Origin of the sequence: Thermoflavimicrobium daqui (genome assembly GCF_003313465.1) — a bacterium.
Classification (GTDB): Bacteria; Bacillota; Bacilli; order Thermoactinomycetales; family Thermoactinomycetaceae; genus Thermoflavimicrobium; species Thermoflavimicrobium daqui.
The window spans coordinates 86,131-104,485 of sequence record NZ_KZ845673.1 but is presented as its reverse complement, the minus strand read 5'-3'; the positions used below and the strand labels follow the sequence as shown (position 1 = coordinate 104,485).

The following is an 18,355-nucleotide window of genomic DNA, read 5'->3' as shown; positions in this document are numbered from 1 at the left end:
GGAATCTGTTTTCATTTGAACTACTCTTTTTACTGTCTGCTTAAATCTATTGGATTCGATTGCCATCTAATTGGTTGTTTCATCAATGAATCAGATATCGATCACATGGCCATAGTGGTTCATTTGGATGATCAACTTTATTATGTCGATGTCGGATATGGGTTTTATTTTTTAACCAAACCTTTACCGATCATGGATGGTATGTATTCAGATCAAAGTGGAATATATAGAGTAGAGAAAGTAGAAGATTATTTTGTTATAAGAAAGCAATATAGGCGTAAGTGGATTCATAAGTTAAGTATCAATCTTATACCAAGAGACATAAGAGATTTTAGGCAAACGTATTGGGAGCATATAAATAATGGTGGTTATCTATCAAAACGAACTATCTTTAGTATATATACATTAAATGGATTCATCATTTTTTCTGATAACTCACTAACCATCTATGAAGGACAGCAAAGTTTTAATTATAACTTACCTTTATGGAGGGGTTAACATGTTTAAAAATGAATTTGATCAAGTACACTTAAGTGGATTGTCTATGATGGGCGGAAAAAAAGATGATGATAAAGGGGATCGCCCTGGAAGCGGTGGATGGGGATCAGATGGGGAAAAAAGGGATGCGGATGATTATGGTCCTTATCTTCCGAAATATCGCGAACCTTATTCATGTCAAGAGTGTGGTAGTAGTCGACTTTTCTGGAATGGGTATGCTTGGGAGTGTAACAAAGGTCATCTTCAAAGAAAATAAAAAGGGATCAAACAAATTATATAGAATATTTAGAGAAACTATTTGGGTTTCTCTTTTTTAGGGAAAGGAGTTATTTATATGTCAGAAATAAAAGATACAGATTTATTTTTGCTCGGAATTAAGCCCGCTTTGCTTACCTGGGATCAAGATGATAGGTTTGATGAGCTATTAAAATATCCTGCAATTACTGATTTTGAACCTATGAGATATGACTATGGAAGAAAAAGATACTTCAAAAATTGGATCTTTTTCCAAACAGAAGACCAGAAACAAGAAGTATTGAAGAAAGTAGAGGAACTTGGTATTACATCAATTAATGATGTTGAAGCAGAACGCCTCCTTGGTCACATCCTTGGATATCCACCAAAGGCAGTTGATTCATATATAGATATACTTTGTGAAAAAGATCATGACAGAAAAAGAGCAATGGAACAAAGACGATGTTATGTTAGATATTTTGGATTTAGGTTTATTTGTTTTGTTGAGCATATCTTAGAAAGTATTAAGTGGCTTTGGTCAAAGTATCCCAGTAACAGATCTCTGATTCTGGACTATGACGACGAAGAAACCGAAATTAACTATGGTGAAATTCATGAGATCCAAAGATGGGTTGATCAGGTTGAAACGAAGATTTATTTAAAATCAAATGGTTTGGTACATACTGAAGTGTAGAATACATAACTCTTTATGAGTCCTAGAAAAACAAGGCTTTTTTTGTGCATGGAAAAAGCCAAGATCCTCCTATGATAAAGGACTTGGCTTTTCACTCATAATTATCAAATTTACGGTTAATCATATTTTATTTAGGTTTTTGATTTCGGTCTAATAAAATTTTGACTATATAGTTACTGAGGGAACGGTTTTCTTGTTTTGCTTCTTTCTCTAGTTCTTTTCGAAGTGTTTTAGGCATGGTGACTTGTACTCGAGTGTTTTCATCGGCAACAGCCATACTTAATCCCTCCTTTTTAGATAGTGTACCAAAACAACTCATAAGTGTGTAACTTGTTGCTATTGGTGTGTAATAGTGGTACACTTATAAATAGGAGGTGACCAGCAAGGCTCTGTAGCTTTCAATCCTAAAAGAGCCTCATCCCATTAGGGAGGAGGTGAAAATCTTGGGCAAGAAGGTTAATGGAAAATGCCGTCACTGTGGTAGAGAGGGTACCCTTATCCGTGCAGATGGTGGTAAGGTGATCTGCACAGCTTGTGATAACCCTCAATATGGTGGAAAACGGTAACTTGTTGGATTGTCTCTTTTAAGTTATATTAAAGCCTTATTGAGATCCCTTTTTTCTCTGAAAGGTGGTTAAAATTATGATGCCCAGTTTTGAATCATTTATAAAGGGACATAAACCAGCTATCTATGAGAACTCACTTTGTCCATTGTTTAGTAAAGTCCTTCCTGATTTGTTATTAAAATATCCTTTCATTAATGGTGATAATATTGCGTTGAATGATGAAGGTGAGACCTATCTTTTCTTTGATAACGAAGAATTAAAAGAGTCATTTGAGAACCAATTAAGTGATATCACTAAAGGATCTCTTGAATTTCATCGGCTACTTGGTCGTACGTTAGGCTATCCGCCTAAGGCTGTAGATTTTTACATACATAAGGAAGTGAACTCCCAACTTAGTCAACGAAGTGTTGGTTTATACTATATGGGGGTTAATTGCTCTAGTGATGTTTTAGATCTTGATGAGAACTGTCAATGGCTTTGGGAACACTATCCAAGTCATGAGCAGTTGCAGATCCGTATAGATAGTTCTTTTTACAAAGTAGATTATTGTGATTTTGATAGACTTCATCAATTAAAACGATTAGCTAAGGTTGCAGTTTAAGGATATAGAAAAAGCCGATCATCCAGTTTATTTAGGATGACTCGGCTTTTTCATTAATCTCTACTTATTCCTATCTTCTTTCCATTCTCTAAATCCTTGATACTTCTTTAGGAGATCTTCGAAAGCTTCATCTGTTAGCTTGGATTTAGGAATACCAGTTAACTGTGATAAATTTTGAATTTCTTCAAATAGCTCTTTTTTAATATTAGTGGAAAAGCGCTTTCTATTACGTAGTTTATATTCTGACATGGTTTTGCCACACTTTCTTTTCTTTTAATTGTCCAACATAAAAATATGTTATTCAACGTCATAATATATGTTTATATGTAACGACGTTTTAAGGTATAATTTAAGTAGGCACCAAGATGAATTTTAATAATACCATACTAGATTTCCTTCAGTTCTAGCAGTTGCCATTGCTACTAGGCTACTCTGGTGTACTAATACTATGGGGGTTTGATAGCATGTCTGCTGCATGGGGTGGAAAAGCTAGTAAGTATGATGAAAAGTATTTACCTCGTCGTTGTCCTAACTGTGATGAAGTTACTTCCTACATTTGGAATGGTAATGCATGGGAATGTGGTATCTGCGAGCATGAGGTAGCCGATTACGAGTTAGACAAGTAATTTTGGTAAAAGAGGATTTGTCTTGGTTTTTATCGAATACCCTATTAGTGGATTGCTCCTAATAGGGTATTTTTTAGTAGGAGGGAATATATTGGAGAAATTAATAGTATATCCTAAAATACCAACTGGACTTTTACGTGATGAGGAAGCATTTCTAGCCGGATTTAAACCTGCTTTATATACACTTGATTCTAAGTACATAGGTATATATCCAGTTTTTATAGAGAGATGTCCCAAAAGGGACAAGTATTTCTATTTCCAATCAGAGGATCAGAGACAAAGATTTTCGGATCAACTAGAAAAAATAGCTGAAAGAGATTCGGATGAGTATCATGAACTAATAGGACTCACATTAGGCTTTCCTCCACAAGCTGTAAAAGATTACCTTTATTTTCGTCATAATTTGTATGAAAGAAGAATATATAAAATAGGTATGTCTTTTGCTGGTATCGATTGCGGTTGTCATATTGATAATGTACATGATTGTGTTAGATGGTTATGGGATACATATCCATATCCTAGTGAGGAGAATATTTTACATATTGGGTATAAAGGAAAAGAGTTTCCAATAGAGTATAACTGCTTTGAGAAGTTAGATGATGTTCTTGGATTAATAAAGAATAAAATAAAACAGACTATATTAGTTAATATATGATGTCCAGTCCTGGAAACAGGGCTTTTTTTGTGCATGAAAATAGCCAAGATCCTACTTTGCCTATAGGATCTCGGAAAAGGAAAGAATAGCGTACTAAGTGGCATACAGTTTATTCAACAGTTCAAAATTTATGTCCATCCGAAATGTACAAATACAATGATAGAGCTAAGCAATTATGTTTGGGATACGAAAGATGGGAAGCTGGTGAATAAACCAATTGATGACTATAACCATTTAATGGACGCTTTGCGCTATGCCATAGAGATAATAAGAAAGCCAAAGCCAAAGAAGCGGAGAGAGAAACGTCAGTTATTGTTTTAACAAAAAAGAAGGCTAGTTTAGCCTTCTTCATCTGGTATATATTCATGCAATTCATCAACTTTACAGCCAAGGTAATGCGCTATCTGATGGGCACGCTCTAGCGATGGAATATTTACCCCTCTGACATATGATGAAATCATTTGTTGTTTAATCCCTAGCATTTCAGCTAATTGGTCTTGCTTGATTCCCTTTTTCTTCATAATTTCTTTAATGCGTGGTTTTAGCATGTATTTCTCCCCTTTTGAATTGAATTTCTTTTCATATTATACAAAAAAACACTTGCAAATACAAGTTATAACTTGTATAATAATAATTGAGGGGAGGGGAAAGAGGGAGAGGATAAAATGAAAGGATTATATATACCGTATCTAACCGAAGCAGTAATGATTGGAACAGTACTTCTAGCAATCGTCGCAGTTGGACAACTAGTTATGAAGGTTCTGGAATACAAACTAGCAAAAAATCAACAAGAACATCAGCAAAGAATGGATAAAGAAAACCTAGAAATTGCAAAAAGAAAACAAGAAGTAGAAGAAAGAAACCAAACATTACAAGAAAGAAAACTAGAAGAAGAATTAAAGGAAAAAAGAGAAAAAAAGAAAAAGAAGAAACGAAAGTAAGCCGACAAGCCTAAGGGGAGAATTCCCTCCCCTCTATTTTCGTTTCTTCTCAAAAAAAATTATATCACAAATATAAGTCGATTACACATTTTATATCTTCTCCAACTCCCTGTTATTTAATTAGAGGAGGTTTCAAGATGTGGAAGAGAATTAAAAAGCTTAGAGATGAATTCAAAAAATTTGAGGAACAAAAGAAAAAAGACTTAGAAGACCTTGAAAGACGCAAAAAAGAAATGGATGAAATGGAAAAAGAAATGGATGAGTTAGAAAGAAGGTTCGAGGAAGAACTGAAATCGAAAAAAAATAATGATTAGAGGCTGTTTTACAGCTTCTTTTTTTATGCATAAAGGAGGTGATACAGTGGGTAATGCGCGAGTCAAGGTGATAAAGGGAAGCAGTATAAGGTTACCCATCAGCAAGGCTACCACGTCAACAGTTCAGAGCAATGAGGGAATAACCGATATCATCGAGCCACCATATTCAATTCGTGAGCTTCGGCAAATGAAAGAGCAATCGACGATCTTAGCACAATGCATAGAAGCATACGCCCTAAACATTGTAGGCTTTGGGTATAGCTTGCAATATCTAAATCTCAAATTAAGAATATCTTTCTTAAAACCTCCCCTTTATTGTTTAAAACTGCTCAAATTCAAATTAATCGTAAAATTGGGCAGATTAACCAGAAAGCTAAACGCCAAGTATCCAATATGATTTCTTTGCGTGAAGCAGTGGAAAAGAAAAAATCTGATCTCTATTATCAATAAATGCAAAGTGGTTTATGTAACAAACTTAATGCAGTAAAAAAAGTAGCAATTCTGGTTATTCAGGATAGACTCGAAGGAAGATACACAACAACTACGAGGTGACACCACATTGACTAAGTGACCCTAACAATCCACAATGGTAATGATAGAATATATTATGAACAATGATAATTACACTTTTGACAAAATGTTAATAGTAGATTCACATTCCATCTGCAACCCGATGAAGAGATTTATTTTGGCATTACAGCTGATTCCGAAACTTTTTTAGATGAAGGAAACGCAACAGTTACACCGTCGCGCAGGAATAACGGATGCAGCCCTAGGGGAATTAAACAACTTCCAAGTGATTGACCAAATAAAAAGGCTGATCCATCTCCAGAACAACCTTTTTATTATTAATTAATTTTTGTATTTTTCTTCCATATCGGCATTCATATGAGCTAATACAAAAATAAAAAATACTTAATACAGTTGTAATAGACCTGTTTTCTCCATGCTATGCATGACGTTAGGGATTCACTTTTAGACAAATTTTCCCCGAATAATGATTATGGAGGGCTACATGAGCCTTATTGGCGTCCTTCAGAGCAAAAATATGACTGATATGAACGGTTAACCTATATCGTAAGATATAACGTTGAAGTCGGGCAATAATCTCGGGTTCGGGTTCGCCGTTATATCCTGTAGCTCTGATTCCTGCGGGTATCCGTAGTTCAGGGTGTATCCCGTGAGGGTATACGAGTCGTCCGCCTTTACGGAGACAGTTGACAGCAGCATTAGCCGCCTCTCCCCCTGCGGTAAAAATAGCTGCCTCGAATCCAAACGGTGCAAATTTCCTTGCCATCGAAGAGATATCCCCATCTTTGCCGTTTACAACAGCATCGCAGCCAAGCTTCTTCATTATGGCAACTCCGTCTTCACCCGAAGCAATCGCGAATACACGGGCTCCCAAAGCCTTCGCCAACTGCACGGCAATATGTCCAACCCCGCCGCTGGCGCCGAAGATCAGAATAGACTCCCCTTGTTGAAGTTGCAGTACATCCTCCAGCCCGCGCAATGCAGTAATTCCGACTCCAGAAATAACCGCTGCCTCCTGCATGGTTAATCCATCCGGAATTCGGGACACATACTTGGCATTGATGGCCGCATATTCCGCATAGAAGCCGCCATTAGGATTCAGAAAAGCTGGTGCATAGACCTGATCTCCCAAGTCAACATTAGACACCTTCTCCCCCTGTGCAATTACGATTCCTGAACCTTCAGAACCGAGAATATAAGGGAATTCCGGATTCATGTTTAGCATTTCTGCATATCCGCCTTGTCGTTCGAATGCATCCCACTCTCCAACACCGGCATAGGCAACTCTAATCAATACATCTTCGGGTCCGATCTCAGGCACATTAATCTCCCGATGTATCAGTTCTTCTGGACCGCCAAACCTATGAAGCACTGCAGCCCTCATTGTACTTGGATGTTTATTCATAGTTTCCTCCTCCAATAAACAAGTTTCTTCTTGCAAAGACTAAATTATCATAATAACATGTCAATAGTTGGCATGTTTTTATCGAAAGAGGAGTGAATTTTTGTGTCCAAGGCTAAACTGCTATTCGAACTCATCATGTATGTTAATGCAAGACGCCAATTTACCGCTCGGGATGTGGCCTATGAATTCAATATCTCCTTGCGGACAGTCCATCGATACCTTTCAGAACTAGGCGAGATGGGTGTCCCGCTCTATACAGAACCCGGTCGTAACGGCGGCTACCGAGTATTGGACAATCGGGTATTGCCACCCATTCTCTTCAGCGAGAGCGAAGCGTTCTCCATTTTCTTCGCATTTGAGTCGTTGAAATACTACCATTCCCTCCCTTTCGACATTGATATCAAGTTGGTTTCCGACAAAATATATTCTTCCCTTCCTACTGATACGAAGAGGAAGGTGGATCAACTCTCTTCAGTATTAACCTTTTGGAACATAAAAAGAGGTGTCCCCTCACCCTATCTTAAAGAAATCATTGAAGCGGCCGTGGAAAAACAAGTCGTGCATATCGAGTATATTTCGAAGTCGGGGAAATCCTTAAGGGAAGTAGCTCCCATCGGCATCTATGCCTATAATGGCTTTTGGTATATGCCCGGCTTCGATATTGCCCGTCGTGAAGTAAGATTGTTCAGAACCGATCGAATCCAAGCCCTCAGCAGATTAAATCAGACTTATGATCCTGAGATGACGCTTGATGATTGGTTGATTCGCCATCCGGAGCAGGAACCGGCACCGCCTATACGACTATATGTTGAATTAACCAGGGAGGGGATTCGGCAATGCCGAAGTCAGCCTTGGCTGGAGCCTAATATTGTGATGAGAAACGAAGAACAGGGCTATATTGATACAACTATTGATCGTACCGAGATAGAATACGTCTCCCATTACTTCTACCGATTAGGTACTGCCGCTAAGGTACTAGAGCCGCAGGAGATTGTAAACCGCATCTGCGTACTGGCTGAGGAGCTTCTGCAGCATTATACGTGAAGGAGGTGGCAAGGTCAGAAATAAACATTTTTGCATCTGGAAGGTGTCAAGACACAAGAAGACGTCAAACATGTGTTGGTGGACGTGATGCAGGACTACACGCTAGAGCTAGAATGCGAAGAAATGGAAGGTTGAATATTGGCCAGTTTGCTGTATTTAGCAAATGATTTGAATATAGTAATTCGTGATAGTTGTCGGCTACGGCTGCTTAAAAATACATATAGACTCATTTCTGATAGACGATATAGTTTCTCCCGTCTTCATGGTTCAGGTAATCATGTAGCAGCCGAACGACTTTGTCTGAAAGGAAAATTGTTCGAGACTTATTCCCTTTCCCATCTCATGATCGTTGTATAAGCAATCTCAAATCCTCTCACTTCTGATATTTCTCCTACATTTCGAAAACTTAAGTTGTAATTGTCTTATTTGAAAAGACAAAAAATACTTGACTACATAGCAATGTATTCTGTATTGTGTATACATAAGGTAAAACTATTAGGAGTTGATTGTCCGTGACAGGATTTAATTTGAAACCAATTGAAAGAGAAACCACTAAAGAAAAAGTATATCAACAGATAAAACATGTCATTCTAAATGGACAAATCTCTTCAAACGAAATTTTTACCGAAGTTAAGATGGCCGAACATTTGAACACTTCTAGGACTCCAGTCCGGGAAGCTCTTCAGGATCTTTTGAAAGAAGGATTAATTGTTACAGTTCCGCGTAAAGGTTTGACCGTCCGAAAAGTCACTGAAAGTGAAGTGGAGCAAATATTTTTCTTACGGGAATCGATTGAGAGGGAGGTGGTACGCAAACTAAGTGGAACGATTACGGAAAGGCAGCTTGAATATTTGCAAAATATTTGCCGAGATCAAGAAGAGATGATGAAAAACAAGGATGAAGTTTCCTTTATTAATTTAGATCAAAAATTTCACATCACTCTTGCTGCATTCGCCGAATACGAACTGGTTAAGGAAATTCTGCTAAATCTTCACAATCTATCTCATTTAATTGGTTTGCGGGCATTGAAAAAGCAAAACCGGATGAAGGAAGTGCTAGAAGAGCATTTGTCGATCATCGAGGCATTGCAGTCTGGTGAAGCGGAGTTAGCTACCCAACGTATCTCGAAACATCTTGCAAACACTAACGAATCTATTAAAACGAAATGGGGGGATTGAACATGGGTAAACCTATTGAAGAATTAAGTCCAGACATGATTTCCCTGATACAGGGAAACACGATCGTGCTGCTAAACATTGTTCACAAGGAAAACGAAAGGGTTTACACTACTGCTTTATCGTGGGTGTATGCCATGAATGGGAAAACGATTCGCTTTGCAATCGATGCCAAATCTGAATTTGTTAAAATTTTAGAGAATGATCCGGATTTGGTTCTTAATTTCATCGGTCACGAAAGTGTTTACTCTGTTATTGGGAAAGCGACGATAAAAACCAGACAGACAAAAGGTACCACACTTAAACTTGCTGTTCTTGAAGTTGATGTTGAAGAGGTACGAGACATTATGTTTTATGGCGGGAAGATTGTTACCGAACCGTTATTTATTAAAACTTATAACGCTGAGCTTGCTGTAAAGCTCGATCGGGAAGTCAAGGAGGTCATATTCAGCTAATGATCATTTTGAAACGTTCAATTTTGTAAGGAAAATTTTTTTTACCTCATCAATGTATACAGAATACAGAATACCGTATATATAATAATTGGCTTGGGGGATTTTGTGAGATGAGAACAGGACAGCAGTATATTGAATCGCTGAAGGATAACCGTTGTATTTATATCGATGGGGAACGTGTAAAAGATGTAACGACTCATCCTGCATTTACCGGGATTATTGATACCGTGGCTGGACTTTATGACATCGCTATAGATGCTAAAAACAATATGACTTATGTGACCGAAGATGGGACGATCGCCAATAAGATTTTCATGATTCCTCGAAGTAGGGAAGATCTGCAAGAACGTAGGGAGGCGATCAGTAAATGGGCAGAAGCCACATATGGTTTTGTAGGACGCAGTCCGGATCACGTGGCGAGTTTCTTGGCCAGTTTTGCCGGTGCCTCTCATGTATTTGAACGAGGCGGTGAACGATTTAAGGACAATATTGTCAACTTCTATAAGATGGTAAGAGACAATGACCTTTATGTAACTTATGTCATCATTCCCCCGCAGGTCGATCGAAGCAAGGCTGCACATGAATTGGATGAAAAATATGTAGCCATGGCTGTTTATGAAGAACGGGAAGATGGTATTGTCGTTCGCGGCTCTCAAATGTTAGGTACTGGTTCTGCAGTATGCAATTACCTGTTCTGTAGCGTTATTTCTCCTCTTCGTCCGGGAGACGAAGATTACGCAATTTCATTTGCGGTTCCGATGGATGCACCTGGGTTGAAATTGTATGCTCGCCCGAGCTATGCGCAAGACAAGCCTAGTACTTTCGATTATCCGCTGTCGACTCAGTTTGATGAAAGTGATTCTTTTGTCGTATTTGACGATGTATTTATTCCTTGGGAGCAAGTATTCGTATACAAAAATATTGATCTGGTTAAAGCGCAATTTCACGAAACCCCAGCTCATGCGCTCGGTAATAATCAAGCTCAAATTCGCTTTACTACTAAACTGAAATTCATAATCGGTGTTGCACGAAAAATTGCGGAAATGAACGGGATTGACAAATTCCCACAAGTGCAGGAAAAGTTAGGGGAGCTTGCTTCCATCGCTTCCTGCGTTGAAGGCATGATGCTCGCTTCGGAATACTACTGTATAGATGACAAGAACGGTTTAGTTCGTCCCAATCCTCGTTTTCTATACGGTATTGTAGGTATGCAGGATACTATATATTCCAACGTAATCAAAATTTTGCGTGAATTGACGGGAGGAGGAGTTCTGCAGGGGCCTTCAACCTACAAAGAAATTATTAATCCTGAAAGTGCTGGGGATATTAATAAATACATCCGCGCGGGCAGTGCTGATTCCACGCAAAAGATTAAATTGTTTAAATTAGCTTGGGACATTGTCGGCTCTGAATTCGGCGGTCGTCATCAACAGTACGAAATGTTTTACAATGGAGCCCCGTTCGTAGTGAAAGGATACTCATTCCGCAACTACGGTTATCACGAAGCAACCAATCTAGTTAATCGTTTTTTGGAATCTTACCAGTTTCCCCAATAATGTTAGAGTTCACATTATGGAAAAAAGATGGGCAAGGCACAATTGACCAATCTTGAAAGCGGTTCATTTTAGCCGAGGATATCGAAAATTATTACAATTGATAATCATGAACCCTTGGGATAAAGGTTGTCATGGATAAGTAAAAAAGGAAGTGGGTGGGCCATATGAAAGTTGCATCAGTTCAAGTTGAAATAAAAGACGATGAAACAAAAGAACAGCGAATCCTTAGAGTCGAATCGATACTTGATACGCTTAAGGGATACAATCTTATTGTATTACCGGAAATCTGGGCAACCGGATACTTTTCTTTTGATCGGTATAAAGAGGAATCCGAACCGATAGATGGCCCTTTCGTAGAGTCGTTTTCAGCCAAAGCGAAGGCGTTAAGCGCCTATCTTTTTTGCGGAAGTTTTGTCGAAAAAGACGGGGACAACTTTTATAACACAAGTGTGATGTTTGACCCGCAAGGCCGTCGAATCGCTTCGTACCGCAAAATTCATTTATTCCATTACGGCTCAGACGAAGGGAAATTATTAACCCGCGGCCACGAGGTTATGGTGGTGGATACAGACTTCGGCAAAGTGGGCTTGGCCACATGTTACGATTTGCGATTTCCTGAACTGTTCCGCAGGCAGGTTGATCTGGGGGCTGAGCTATTGCTCGTAACATCTGCATGGCCGCACCGACGTTTGATGCATTGGAATCTATTCAATCAGGTCAGAGCTTTAGAAAATCAATGTTTTTTGATCTCCAGCAACTGTGTAGGTACGACTAGAGGTACATTGTTAGGAGGTCACAGTCAGGTGGTCGATCCCTGGGGCGTTGTTATCGCATCAGGAGGAGAGCAGGAAACGATTGTTAAGGCGGAAATCGATCTGACACAAATCAAGCACATCAGGGAGATTTTTCCACAGTTGAAACACCGAGTATTAACAGGATCTTCAGAATGGAGAGAGGACATCTAATATGCAAATTCATTGCAACGGGATGATACTGGAATGGGAGCCGACCAGGTTGATTATTGCTGGTTATACCGGAAAAAATCAAAAGGTAGTTCAACAGCATATTGACGAACTGAAAGCGCTAGGCATTTCACCCCCGCCACGTGTTCCGATGATTTACGATCTATCACCGGAACTTATACAGGTGACCGATCAGATTACAGTCGTTCAAAACCATAGTAGCGGTGAGGCCGAGGCCATATTGCTGGATATTAATGGAGTCTGGTATTTGGGACTCGGTAGTGATCATACAGATCGGGTTTTGGAAGCGACCTCGATCCAAAAGTCGAAGCAGGTCTGCTTAAAACCAATTTCCTCACAGGTATGGCCGTTAGATCACATCAGGGATTATTGGGATGAAATCGAGATTGAAAGTTGGGTAATTAAAGATGGAGTTCAGCATGTATATCAGAAAGGAACTCTAGGAAGTTTTATGAACCCGGACGAATTGCTCCGAATTGTGCGCGAACGTGATTATGAGAGCAGTGGAATAGCTATATTCTGTGGGACTCTACCGCTACAGGTTGGTACATTCCTATTCGGGGAAACCTTCCTTGCTCAACTTCGCGATCCGAAAAATGGTAACACGATTCAATTAAAATACAACATTAAGGTTTTAAAAGACGCTGAGGAGGAGTAACAAAATGGCAAAGCCAGAGCTGGAATTTACCGATTATTACAAGTTTGAAGAAAAACCATTTAGTAGTGTTAAAGGACTCACAGAAAGAATAATTGCAGCAGATCCAGAAACTAAGGTAGCTACGCGTATCCTTCAATTCGAACCGGGTACGGATACTTCACCGAATGGTGTTCAAATTCATGATTTTTGGGAGGAACTTTATATTATTGAAGGATCCATTATCGATTTAGAGTTAAATGAAGAGTTTACTCAGGGAATGGTAGCATGTCGTCCTCCAGGTATGAAACATGGACCATGGAGATCTCCCAATGGTTGCAAAATATTTGAGGTGCGTTATTACAGCAAGTGACTTAATTTAAGATAAAAACCCCACCTATTTGGAAAATGAATGTAAAAAACTAATCCACTTACCTCCAAATGAGGTGGGTTACTTTAATAACCTGAACCCATCACGATTTATGTGCCAATATAAGCGGTATAAGACCTGAGGAGGAGTATTAGGTGAAAAGGGAAGGACAACGTGTAGTAAACTCAAAAAAAGTATTATTCGCTACTTTAATTGGCAGTACTATAGAATTTTACGATTTCTTTCTTTATGGAACTGTCGCTTCACTTGTGTTTAATAAATTGTTTTTTCCTAATAATGATCCCTTTATCAGTTTGTTGCTTGCATATGCATCTTTCGGAGTTACCTTTTTTGTACGACCTCTTGGCGGTCTTATTTTTAGTCACATGGGAGACAAATTTGGCAGAAAAAATACTCTTGTCTTTTCGCTTGTATTAATGGGGCTTTCTACCGTATGTATTGGATTATTGCCGACTTATAGTACGATTGGAATTATGGCACCGATTCTTCTTGTGACTTTGCGCCTTATTCAAGGGGCGGCGCTTGGCGGGGAATGGGGAGGTGCGGTCCTACTGGCGGTTGAATCTTCACCCTTAGATAAACGTGGATTTTTCGGAAGCTTTCCGGCTATGGGAATCCCGCTAGGTATGTTACTTGGAACATTGTCTATTTCATTAATGAGTTTACTTCCAGAACAGCAGTTTCTATCATGGGGATGGAGAATTCCATTCTTACTAAGTGCACTTTTAGTAGTCATTGGTCTCTGGATACGAATGGGACTTGAGGAAACATCGGCTTTCAAAGAAGAAAAAGAAAAAGGTAATGTTGTCAAAATCCCTCTTTTTGAGATCCTTCGAAACCATTGGAAAGCAGTTCTCATTTCATTAGGTGCAAAATGTGTAGAGGTAGGACCATTCTATATATTTACCACTTTTTTTATCGGCTATGCTACAGAAATTGGCTTTACAAGGACTACAACGTTAAATGTAATTACAATTGCAAGTCTTGTTACAACGATTTGTATTCCATTAATGGGAATATTATCTGACAAAATTGGCCGTAAACGCGTTTTTCTACTAGGTACATCTGCCCTTGCGGCTTTTTCTTTCCCATACTTTTATTTGTTATCATTAAAATCTGTTTTTTGGGTATATGCTATTTCGATTTTTGCCTTAGGGATTCTATGGTCTTCAATTGCAAGTATAATTGGTACAATGTTCTCCGAAATGTTTAATACGAATGTGAGTTACACAGGAATAACCCTTGGCTATCAAAGTGGTTCAGCCTTATTTGGAGGAACAGCTCCAATCATCGCAACTTATTTGTTAAACGCCTACAATAATTCTTGGATTCCCCTTGCCATTTTTGTCTTTCTTCTATGTATAGTATCTTTTATCTCGGTTTCACTCTTGCGAAGACGAGGGGGTATGAGTATTTAGAAATTTCCTTATATTAGAGAGAGTCTACTACCAAATAGTTATGAATTTACACTGATAATATTCTAATCGATCTCAAATTCGGGTTTGGTTTTGGATATATTCGTGAGAATGTAGAAAATAGTGCCCATATTTCATATAAGACGATCAAATGTGTGATGATTTACAGCTATAAGGCGATGCTGGAAAGGTTTCATTAGTGCTGTATTTTACAACTGAGAAATCGGAGTATTCTGGAATAATTTAGCCACATTGTGTAATAATTCGGGGAGATCTCGTCTATTTGGGTTCATCCCAAATTAACATCCTTCGTTACTGACTTCGTCACGCATAACGGTGTAGAGACTGAAGATTTATTTGATTCGTATTAGATCATCTCAGTTACCATCTTCTACTCTTCATTTAATTAAACTCGTTCATTTGGTTGACGACATGCCTAACTTAAATGAAAGGAGGTAGAAAAATGGAAGTGATACATTTGTCACATCCAGTTGAACTGGAGATTAATCCCAAATGTTCATGCGTCATGGCCCTCGGTTTTTTTGATGGAGTCCATATCGCCCACCAGTCTCTGATTAATCGGGCGGCTTGGATTGCACGAACCGAAAAACTTAATTTTTCAGTTATGACGTTTTACCCCCATCCCCGACAGGTTGTCGATCATTTACTACAACCGATGAAGTATTTGACCCCATTGCGTATCAAAGAACAAATTTTTTCTCGTATGGGTGTAGATCAGTTGTATATTGTTCAATTTAACGAAAATATTGCGACGTTGTCTTCCTGTGATTTTGTAAAAGAATATCTGATCCGTTTACAAGTTAAACATGTTGTTGCTGGGTTTGATTACAGATATGGCTACCGTGGTAAAGGGAACATAGAGACTCTCCGGCGCGAGGGGGCAGGGTTCTTCAAAGTGCATGAAGTGAGAAAATTGAGTCACAAGTACCAAAAAATCAGTTCTACCGTCATCCGGCAACTTGTATCGGAAGGTTTTGTGGACATTGTGCCAAAATATCTCGGCAAACATTATGAAATCATGGGTATTAAAATATCACAAAACGTATTCTATGTAGCCGAACCGTTTCTGCTGCCCAAAAGCGGAGTTTATTTGACGAAAATTGACACTGTCGACCAAAGTTTTTTCGAATTCTGCAGGATCTTCGAATCTGGGGAAATCGTGATAATCAACCGTCCTGAAGTTGCAAAAGTACACGACGAAGTGAGTTTCCACTGGCTGAAGCGTATTGAATCGACGCTGCCCGCATCAGTTGGGTGCTCTTGAAAGTGCATATTGATGTGTATCCTATAGAGGAGTGAAACATTTTGTCTTATACCTAACCGTGTGGCATGATGGTTGCCATGCAACCATTGGACTAGAGGCTAGAAAGTATGTGCTGAAAAACATCAAATCAGCTTTCTTGCCGATTTTTGGACACCATTCGCAGAAGTAGATGGAGAACTTCATGATAATAGCCGACAGGAGACTAGCCTTTTCAAAGGCGTAGAGGAATGTCGGCGTTTCCCGGTACCCCTTCTTTTTAGGGATGCTTAGGAAAACACTATTTTTGTCCTGTCGTACCTCCCTCCAAAGTGATATCATATTTTTCGGAGAAGACGGTTGGGTACTGTCTGTACTAAAGGCACTCCTAGCTCTTTGAAAACTGTATCTATCGCGTTGCAAGGAGAAATGTTTTCTTGCGTAAAAGATTACAAACTGGGGAATTGAGTACCTTGTTGCAGGGAGGGACTACATCAGCATGACTGGTGTAGTACGGGTAGCTGTCAACTTGCCCACGATGTATCGTCAATTGAAGGCAGGAGTCTCCATGACATTTGTACTGCTGGACAGATACAAGCTCACCATTTCAATGGTGAGTAGTTGACGTTACAGATCGACCACACAGCGTCGTTGGATTCCTAACCATAGAGGGTCAAATCGTTCGGATCCCCCCGTTCTTTTTCACCCTAATTGAGAAAGCTAGTAGTAGTATCGATTTAAAAATACTTTTTTTCTACTTAAAGCATAATGTATACTTATTCTTATTTGGTATATAATTTACATGAATCAGCCTGCTAGGGTTGGTTTTTGGAGGTAAAAAAGACTACAGGTGAAAATTCGTAGTCTTTTTTTATTTATCTTCTTTCGGTTAACCACCATTTTGTAGAAAATAACGTGTTTCCATTTTTAAACATGTCAAATAGCGAAGGTCAAACTCTTAACACCATTATTTCAAGTGTCTAATGGGGACATTTCAGATTTTGACGTTGAGGATTCTTTTTGTTCAACCTGACAAACAAATTTGTAGATCTTTGCAATAATAGAACCGTGGGTGAACTACTGATGAGTTTAGTAATCCAATGTGTGCGGTGTTAATCCTTATAACCTGTAATTTTATGTTTAATAGAAGTATTACAAAATGCTCACGATCAACTCCTTTTAAGTGCTTTTGAATAATTTATACTTAACCTTTGTCTAGAAGATTATGGGGTTATTTTGAAAAATACATCATACAGCTGAAATTAGTAAATATTTGTATGGAGGATAAGAATGAATTTGTTGGAAAAAACTTTTCAAAAAGATGGTTGTTCCATTCATTATTGGTTAACACCTAACCAAGATGCCCCTTGGTTAATTTTCCTTCATGGCGCAGGTGCAAACCATCGCATGTTTAAAGACCAGCTCAAGTCGTTGGACGAGCAGTTCGCTGTACTTCTTTGGGATGCAAGAGGACATGGGAAGTCCAGACCGATGGGGCCAAACTTTAGTATTAAGCTGCTAATGGACGATATTCTTTCGATCATGGATAAGGAAATGATCAATAAAGCTACATTTATCGGTCAATCGATGGGAGGGAACGTTGCACAAGAAATTGCCTTTTATTACCCAGAAAAAGTAGAAAATTTAATTTTAATTGGTTGTACTTGGAATATGCAAAAATTGACATTTACAGAAAAGTTGACTATAGGATTGACTCCTTTAATCATGTCTGTTTATCCATGGGACCTCATGGTTAAACAAAGTATACGAGCAAGCTCGGTGAAATATGAAGTGCAGGAGTATTTGCGAAACGCTTTTCTTTCTATCGGATCACATGATTTCACAAAAATCTTCTTAGCTACTGCCAATTGTCTGCACACTGAAGAGGACTACAAAATTAACAAACCCATTCTTCTAGTTTGCGGTGAACATGATAACACTGGAAATATCAAAAAGATAGCACCTATATGGGCTAAATCTGAACCTCAGTGCGAATTTCACTGGATTCCTGACGCAGGTCACTGTGCCAATCAAGATAATCCAGAGGAGTTTAATAAGTTGATGACATTTTTCCTGCGTAACAAACTTTTGTGAAGAACACAAAGAACCCACTGAAAAGCTGGGTTCTTGAAAGCTAAAACAAAAGCAAACATAACAGAATATATAAAATATGGTATACTTACTCTATTCTGTTTTTTCTTCTTTCAGGAGATGATTATACTTACCAGTGGTCATCTCCTGATTCATTTTACAAATCCGCTGTTCAATCACTTCATTTTTCTTCTGTTTTCCACCTTGTGTCAAGGAATAAACATACGGACAATAGGAATTTTCTAATTAGGAATGAGAAATAAAATTCGAACCGCAGGAAGGGTA

Annotated in this window: 24 protein-coding genes and 1 pseudogene; 20 read left to right on the top strand and 5 right to left on the bottom strand. The window is 38.7% G+C overall.

The features are described from left to right. The 3 genes from DL897_RS15590 to DL897_RS15580 all read left to right on the top strand — a co-directional run. Positions 1–498: arylamine N-acetyltransferase (locus DL897_RS15590; RefSeq protein WP_145962233.1), on the top strand; the 498-nt coding region annotated here is incomplete at its 5' end. A 1-nt stretch (position 499) separates the two neighbouring features. Next, a complete protein-coding gene (locus tag DL897_RS15585) occupies positions 500–754 on the top strand; it encodes a hypothetical protein (RefSeq protein WP_113660046.1) in 255 nt (84 codons plus the stop codon). Between the two features lie 78 nt (positions 755–832). Continuing rightward, complete coding sequence (locus DL897_RS15580; protein WP_113660045.1) at positions 833–1,426, top strand: hypothetical protein; 594 nt, start codon at positions 833–835, stop codon at positions 1,424–1,426. Between the two features lie 127 nt (positions 1,427–1,553). Here the strand turns inward: DL897_RS15580 and DL897_RS15575 are convergent, their stop codons facing one another. Beyond that, positions 1,554–1,703: a ribbon-helix-helix domain-containing protein gene (locus DL897_RS15575; RefSeq protein ID WP_113660044.1), complete on the bottom strand. Its 150-nt coding sequence runs from the start codon at positions 1,701–1,703 to the stop codon at positions 1,554–1,556. Positions 1,704–1,869: 166 nt separating this feature from the next. Here DL897_RS15575 and DL897_RS18935 point away from each other — a divergent pair, with 166 nt between their 5' ends. Together DL897_RS18935 and DL897_RS15570 are read left to right on the top strand one after the other, a co-directional pair. Further along, the gene (locus DL897_RS18935) at positions 1,870–1,992 is read left to right on the top strand and encodes a hypothetical protein (RefSeq protein ID WP_276308599.1); all 123 of its coding nucleotides are present in this window, start codon (positions 1,870–1,872) and stop codon (positions 1,990–1,992) included. A 76-nt stretch (positions 1,993–2,068) separates the two neighbouring features. Continuing rightward, positions 2,069–2,593 (top strand): hypothetical protein, encoded by a 525-nt coding sequence (locus DL897_RS15570; protein WP_113660043.1) that lies wholly within the window; start codon positions 2,069–2,071, stop codon positions 2,591–2,593. A gap of 60 nt (positions 2,594–2,653) precedes the next feature. Here DL897_RS15570 and DL897_RS15565 read toward each other — a convergent pair whose 3' ends face one another. After that, positions 2,654–2,842, bottom strand: coding sequence for a ribbon-helix-helix domain-containing protein (locus DL897_RS15565; RefSeq protein ID WP_113660042.1), 189 nt, complete (start codon positions 2,840–2,842; stop codon positions 2,654–2,656). A gap of 215 nt (positions 2,843–3,057) precedes the next feature. On the opposite strand from DL897_RS15565, the gene DL897_RS18360 reads away from it, so the two are divergent. From DL897_RS18360 to DL897_RS18930, 3 genes and pseudogenes are all read left to right on the top strand, one after another. Further along, positions 3,058–3,219: a hypothetical protein gene (locus DL897_RS18360; protein WP_168188832.1), complete on the top strand. Its 162-nt coding sequence runs from the start codon at positions 3,058–3,060 to the stop codon at positions 3,217–3,219. A gap of 91 nt (positions 3,220–3,310) precedes the next feature. Further along, positions 3,311–3,874 carry a hypothetical protein gene (locus DL897_RS15560; RefSeq protein ID WP_113660041.1) on the top strand — a complete coding sequence of 188 codons (564 nt, stop codon included), beginning with the start codon at positions 3,311–3,313 and terminating at the stop codon, positions 3,872–3,874. Positions 3,875–3,961: 87 nt separating this feature from the next. Next, positions 3,962–4,195: pseudogene (locus DL897_RS18930) on the top strand (terminase large subunit); the annotation flags it as partial. Positions 4,196–4,212: 17 nt separating this feature from the next. On the opposite strand, the gene DL897_RS15550 reads toward DL897_RS18930, so the two are convergent. Then, positions 4,213–4,422, bottom strand: a complete 210-nt coding sequence (locus tag DL897_RS15550) for a helix-turn-helix transcriptional regulator (protein WP_113660039.1) — start codon at positions 4,420–4,422, stop codon at positions 4,213–4,215. A gap of 117 nt (positions 4,423–4,539) precedes the next feature. Here DL897_RS15550 and DL897_RS15545 point away from each other — a divergent pair, with 117 nt between their 5' ends. Further along, positions 4,540–4,815: a hypothetical protein gene (locus tag DL897_RS15545; protein ID WP_113660038.1), complete on the top strand. Its 276-nt coding sequence runs from the start codon at positions 4,540–4,542 to the stop codon at positions 4,813–4,815. A gap of 137 nt (positions 4,816–4,952) precedes the next feature. Beyond that, positions 4,953–5,129 (top strand): hypothetical protein, encoded by a 177-nt coding sequence (locus tag DL897_RS18355; RefSeq protein ID WP_168188831.1) that lies wholly within the window; start codon positions 4,953–4,955, stop codon positions 5,127–5,129. A gap of 961 nt (positions 5,130–6,090) precedes the next feature. Here the strand turns inward: DL897_RS18355 and DL897_RS15535 are convergent. Then, positions 6,091–7,065, bottom strand: a complete 975-nt coding sequence (locus tag DL897_RS15535) for a quinone oxidoreductase family protein (RefSeq protein WP_113660036.1) — start codon at positions 7,063–7,065, stop codon at positions 6,091–6,093. A 102-nt stretch (positions 7,066–7,167) separates the two neighbouring features. Here DL897_RS15535 and DL897_RS15530 point away from each other — a divergent pair, with 102 nt between their 5' ends. The 9 genes from DL897_RS15530 to DL897_RS15490 all read left to right on the top strand — a co-directional run bounded on the left by DL897_RS15530 (position 7,168) and on the right by DL897_RS15490 (position 16,003). Next, on the top strand, positions 7,168–8,109 hold the full coding sequence (locus DL897_RS15530; protein WP_240627470.1) for a helix-turn-helix transcriptional regulator: 942 nt from the start codon (positions 7,168–7,170) through the stop codon (positions 8,107–8,109). Between the two features lie 512 nt (positions 8,110–8,621). Further along, a complete protein-coding gene (locus tag DL897_RS15525) occupies positions 8,622–9,287 on the top strand; it encodes a GntR family transcriptional regulator (protein WP_168188830.1) in 666 nt (221 codons plus the stop codon). A gap of 2 nt (positions 9,288–9,289) precedes the next feature. Then, a complete protein-coding gene (locus DL897_RS15520) occupies positions 9,290–9,739 on the top strand; it encodes a PNPOx family protein (RefSeq protein ID WP_168188829.1) in 450 nt (149 codons plus the stop codon). 110 nt (positions 9,740–9,849) lie between these two features. Beyond that, positions 9,850–11,295 carry a 4-hydroxyphenylacetate 3-hydroxylase family protein gene (locus tag DL897_RS15515; RefSeq protein WP_113660032.1) on the top strand — a complete coding sequence of 482 codons (1,446 nt, stop codon included), beginning with the start codon at positions 9,850–9,852 and terminating at the stop codon, positions 11,293–11,295. A gap of 164 nt (positions 11,296–11,459) precedes the next feature. Beyond that, on the top strand, positions 11,460–12,260 hold the full coding sequence (locus tag DL897_RS15510; protein ID WP_113660031.1) for a carbon-nitrogen family hydrolase: 801 nt from the start codon (positions 11,460–11,462) through the stop codon (positions 12,258–12,260). Between the two features lie 49 nt (positions 12,261–12,309). Further along, positions 12,310–12,936 carry a DUF2848 family protein gene (locus tag DL897_RS15505; protein ID WP_168188828.1) on the top strand — a complete coding sequence of 209 codons (627 nt, stop codon included), beginning with the start codon at positions 12,310–12,312 and terminating at the stop codon, positions 12,934–12,936. Positions 12,937–12,940: 4 nt separating this feature from the next. After that, positions 12,941–13,285, top strand: coding sequence for a cupin domain-containing protein (locus DL897_RS15500; protein WP_113660029.1), 345 nt, complete (start codon positions 12,941–12,943; stop codon positions 13,283–13,285). A 152-nt stretch (positions 13,286–13,437) separates the two neighbouring features. After that, positions 13,438–14,721: an MFS transporter gene (locus DL897_RS15495; protein WP_113660028.1), complete on the top strand. Its 1,284-nt coding sequence runs from the start codon at positions 13,438–13,440 to the stop codon at positions 14,719–14,721. A 460-nt stretch (positions 14,722–15,181) separates the two neighbouring features. Next, entirely contained in the window at positions 15,182–16,003 is an 822-nt protein-coding gene (locus DL897_RS15490) for a cytidyltransferase (protein WP_168188827.1), read from the top strand. A gap of 1,000 nt (positions 16,004–17,003) precedes the next feature. Here DL897_RS15490 and DL897_RS19105 read toward each other — a convergent pair. Further along, a complete protein-coding gene (locus DL897_RS19105) occupies positions 17,004–17,174 on the bottom strand; it encodes a JAB domain-containing protein (protein ID WP_420824144.1) in 171 nt (56 codons plus the stop codon). Positions 17,175–17,269: 95 nt separating this feature from the next. Here DL897_RS19105 and DL897_RS15480 point away from each other — a divergent pair, with 95 nt between their 5' ends. Continuing rightward, a complete protein-coding gene (locus DL897_RS15480) occupies positions 17,270–18,073 on the top strand; it encodes an alpha/beta fold hydrolase (protein WP_113660026.1) in 804 nt (267 codons plus the stop codon). The last annotated feature ends 282 nt before the right edge of the window (positions 18,074–18,355 follow it).

Coding starts and splice junctions, on each gene's coding strand:
- DL897_RS15545 (WP_113660038.1), top strand. CDS start 4,540: ATGAAAGGATTATATATACCGTATCTAACCGAAGCAGTAATGATTGGA.
- DL897_RS15535 (WP_113660036.1), bottom strand. CDS start 7,065: ATGAATAAACATCCAAGTACAATGAGGGCTGCAGTGCTTCATAGGTTT.
- DL897_RS18360 (WP_168188832.1), top strand. CDS start 3,058: ATGTCTGCTGCATGGGGTGGAAAAGCTAGTAAGTATGATGAAAAGTAT.
- DL897_RS15490 (WP_168188827.1), top strand. CDS start 15,182: ATGGAAGTGATACATTTGTCACATCCAGTTGAACTGGAGATTAATCCC.
- DL897_RS15510 (WP_113660031.1), top strand. CDS start 11,460: ATGAAAGTTGCATCAGTTCAAGTTGAAATAAAAGACGATGAAACAAAA.
- DL897_RS15515 (WP_113660032.1), top strand. CDS start 9,850: ATGAGAACAGGACAGCAGTATATTGAATCGCTGAAGGATAACCGTTGT.
- DL897_RS15570 (WP_113660043.1), top strand. CDS start 2,069: ATGATGCCCAGTTTTGAATCATTTATAAAGGGACATAAACCAGCTATC.
- DL897_RS15580 (WP_113660045.1), top strand. CDS start 833: ATGTCAGAAATAAAAGATACAGATTTATTTTTGCTCGGAATTAAGCCC.
- DL897_RS15550 (WP_113660039.1), bottom strand. CDS start 4,422: ATGCTAAAACCACGCATTAAAGAAATTATGAAGAAAAAGGGAATCAAG.
- DL897_RS18355 (WP_168188831.1), top strand. CDS start 4,953: ATGTGGAAGAGAATTAAAAAGCTTAGAGATGAATTCAAAAAATTTGAG.
- DL897_RS15565 (WP_113660042.1), bottom strand. CDS start 2,842: ATGTCAGAATATAAACTACGTAATAGAAAGCGCTTTTCCACTAATATT.
- DL897_RS15480 (WP_113660026.1), top strand. CDS start 17,270: ATGAATTTGTTGGAAAAAACTTTTCAAAAAGATGGTTGTTCCATTCAT.
- DL897_RS15585 (WP_113660046.1), top strand. CDS start 500: ATGTTTAAAAATGAATTTGATCAAGTACACTTAAGTGGATTGTCTATG.
- DL897_RS15500 (WP_113660029.1), top strand. CDS start 12,941: ATGGCAAAGCCAGAGCTGGAATTTACCGATTATTACAAGTTTGAAGAA.
- DL897_RS15575 (WP_113660044.1), bottom strand. CDS start 1,703: ATGGCTGTTGCCGATGAAAACACTCGAGTACAAGTCACCATGCCTAAA.
- DL897_RS15520 (WP_168188829.1), top strand. CDS start 9,290: ATGGGTAAACCTATTGAAGAATTAAGTCCAGACATGATTTCCCTGATA.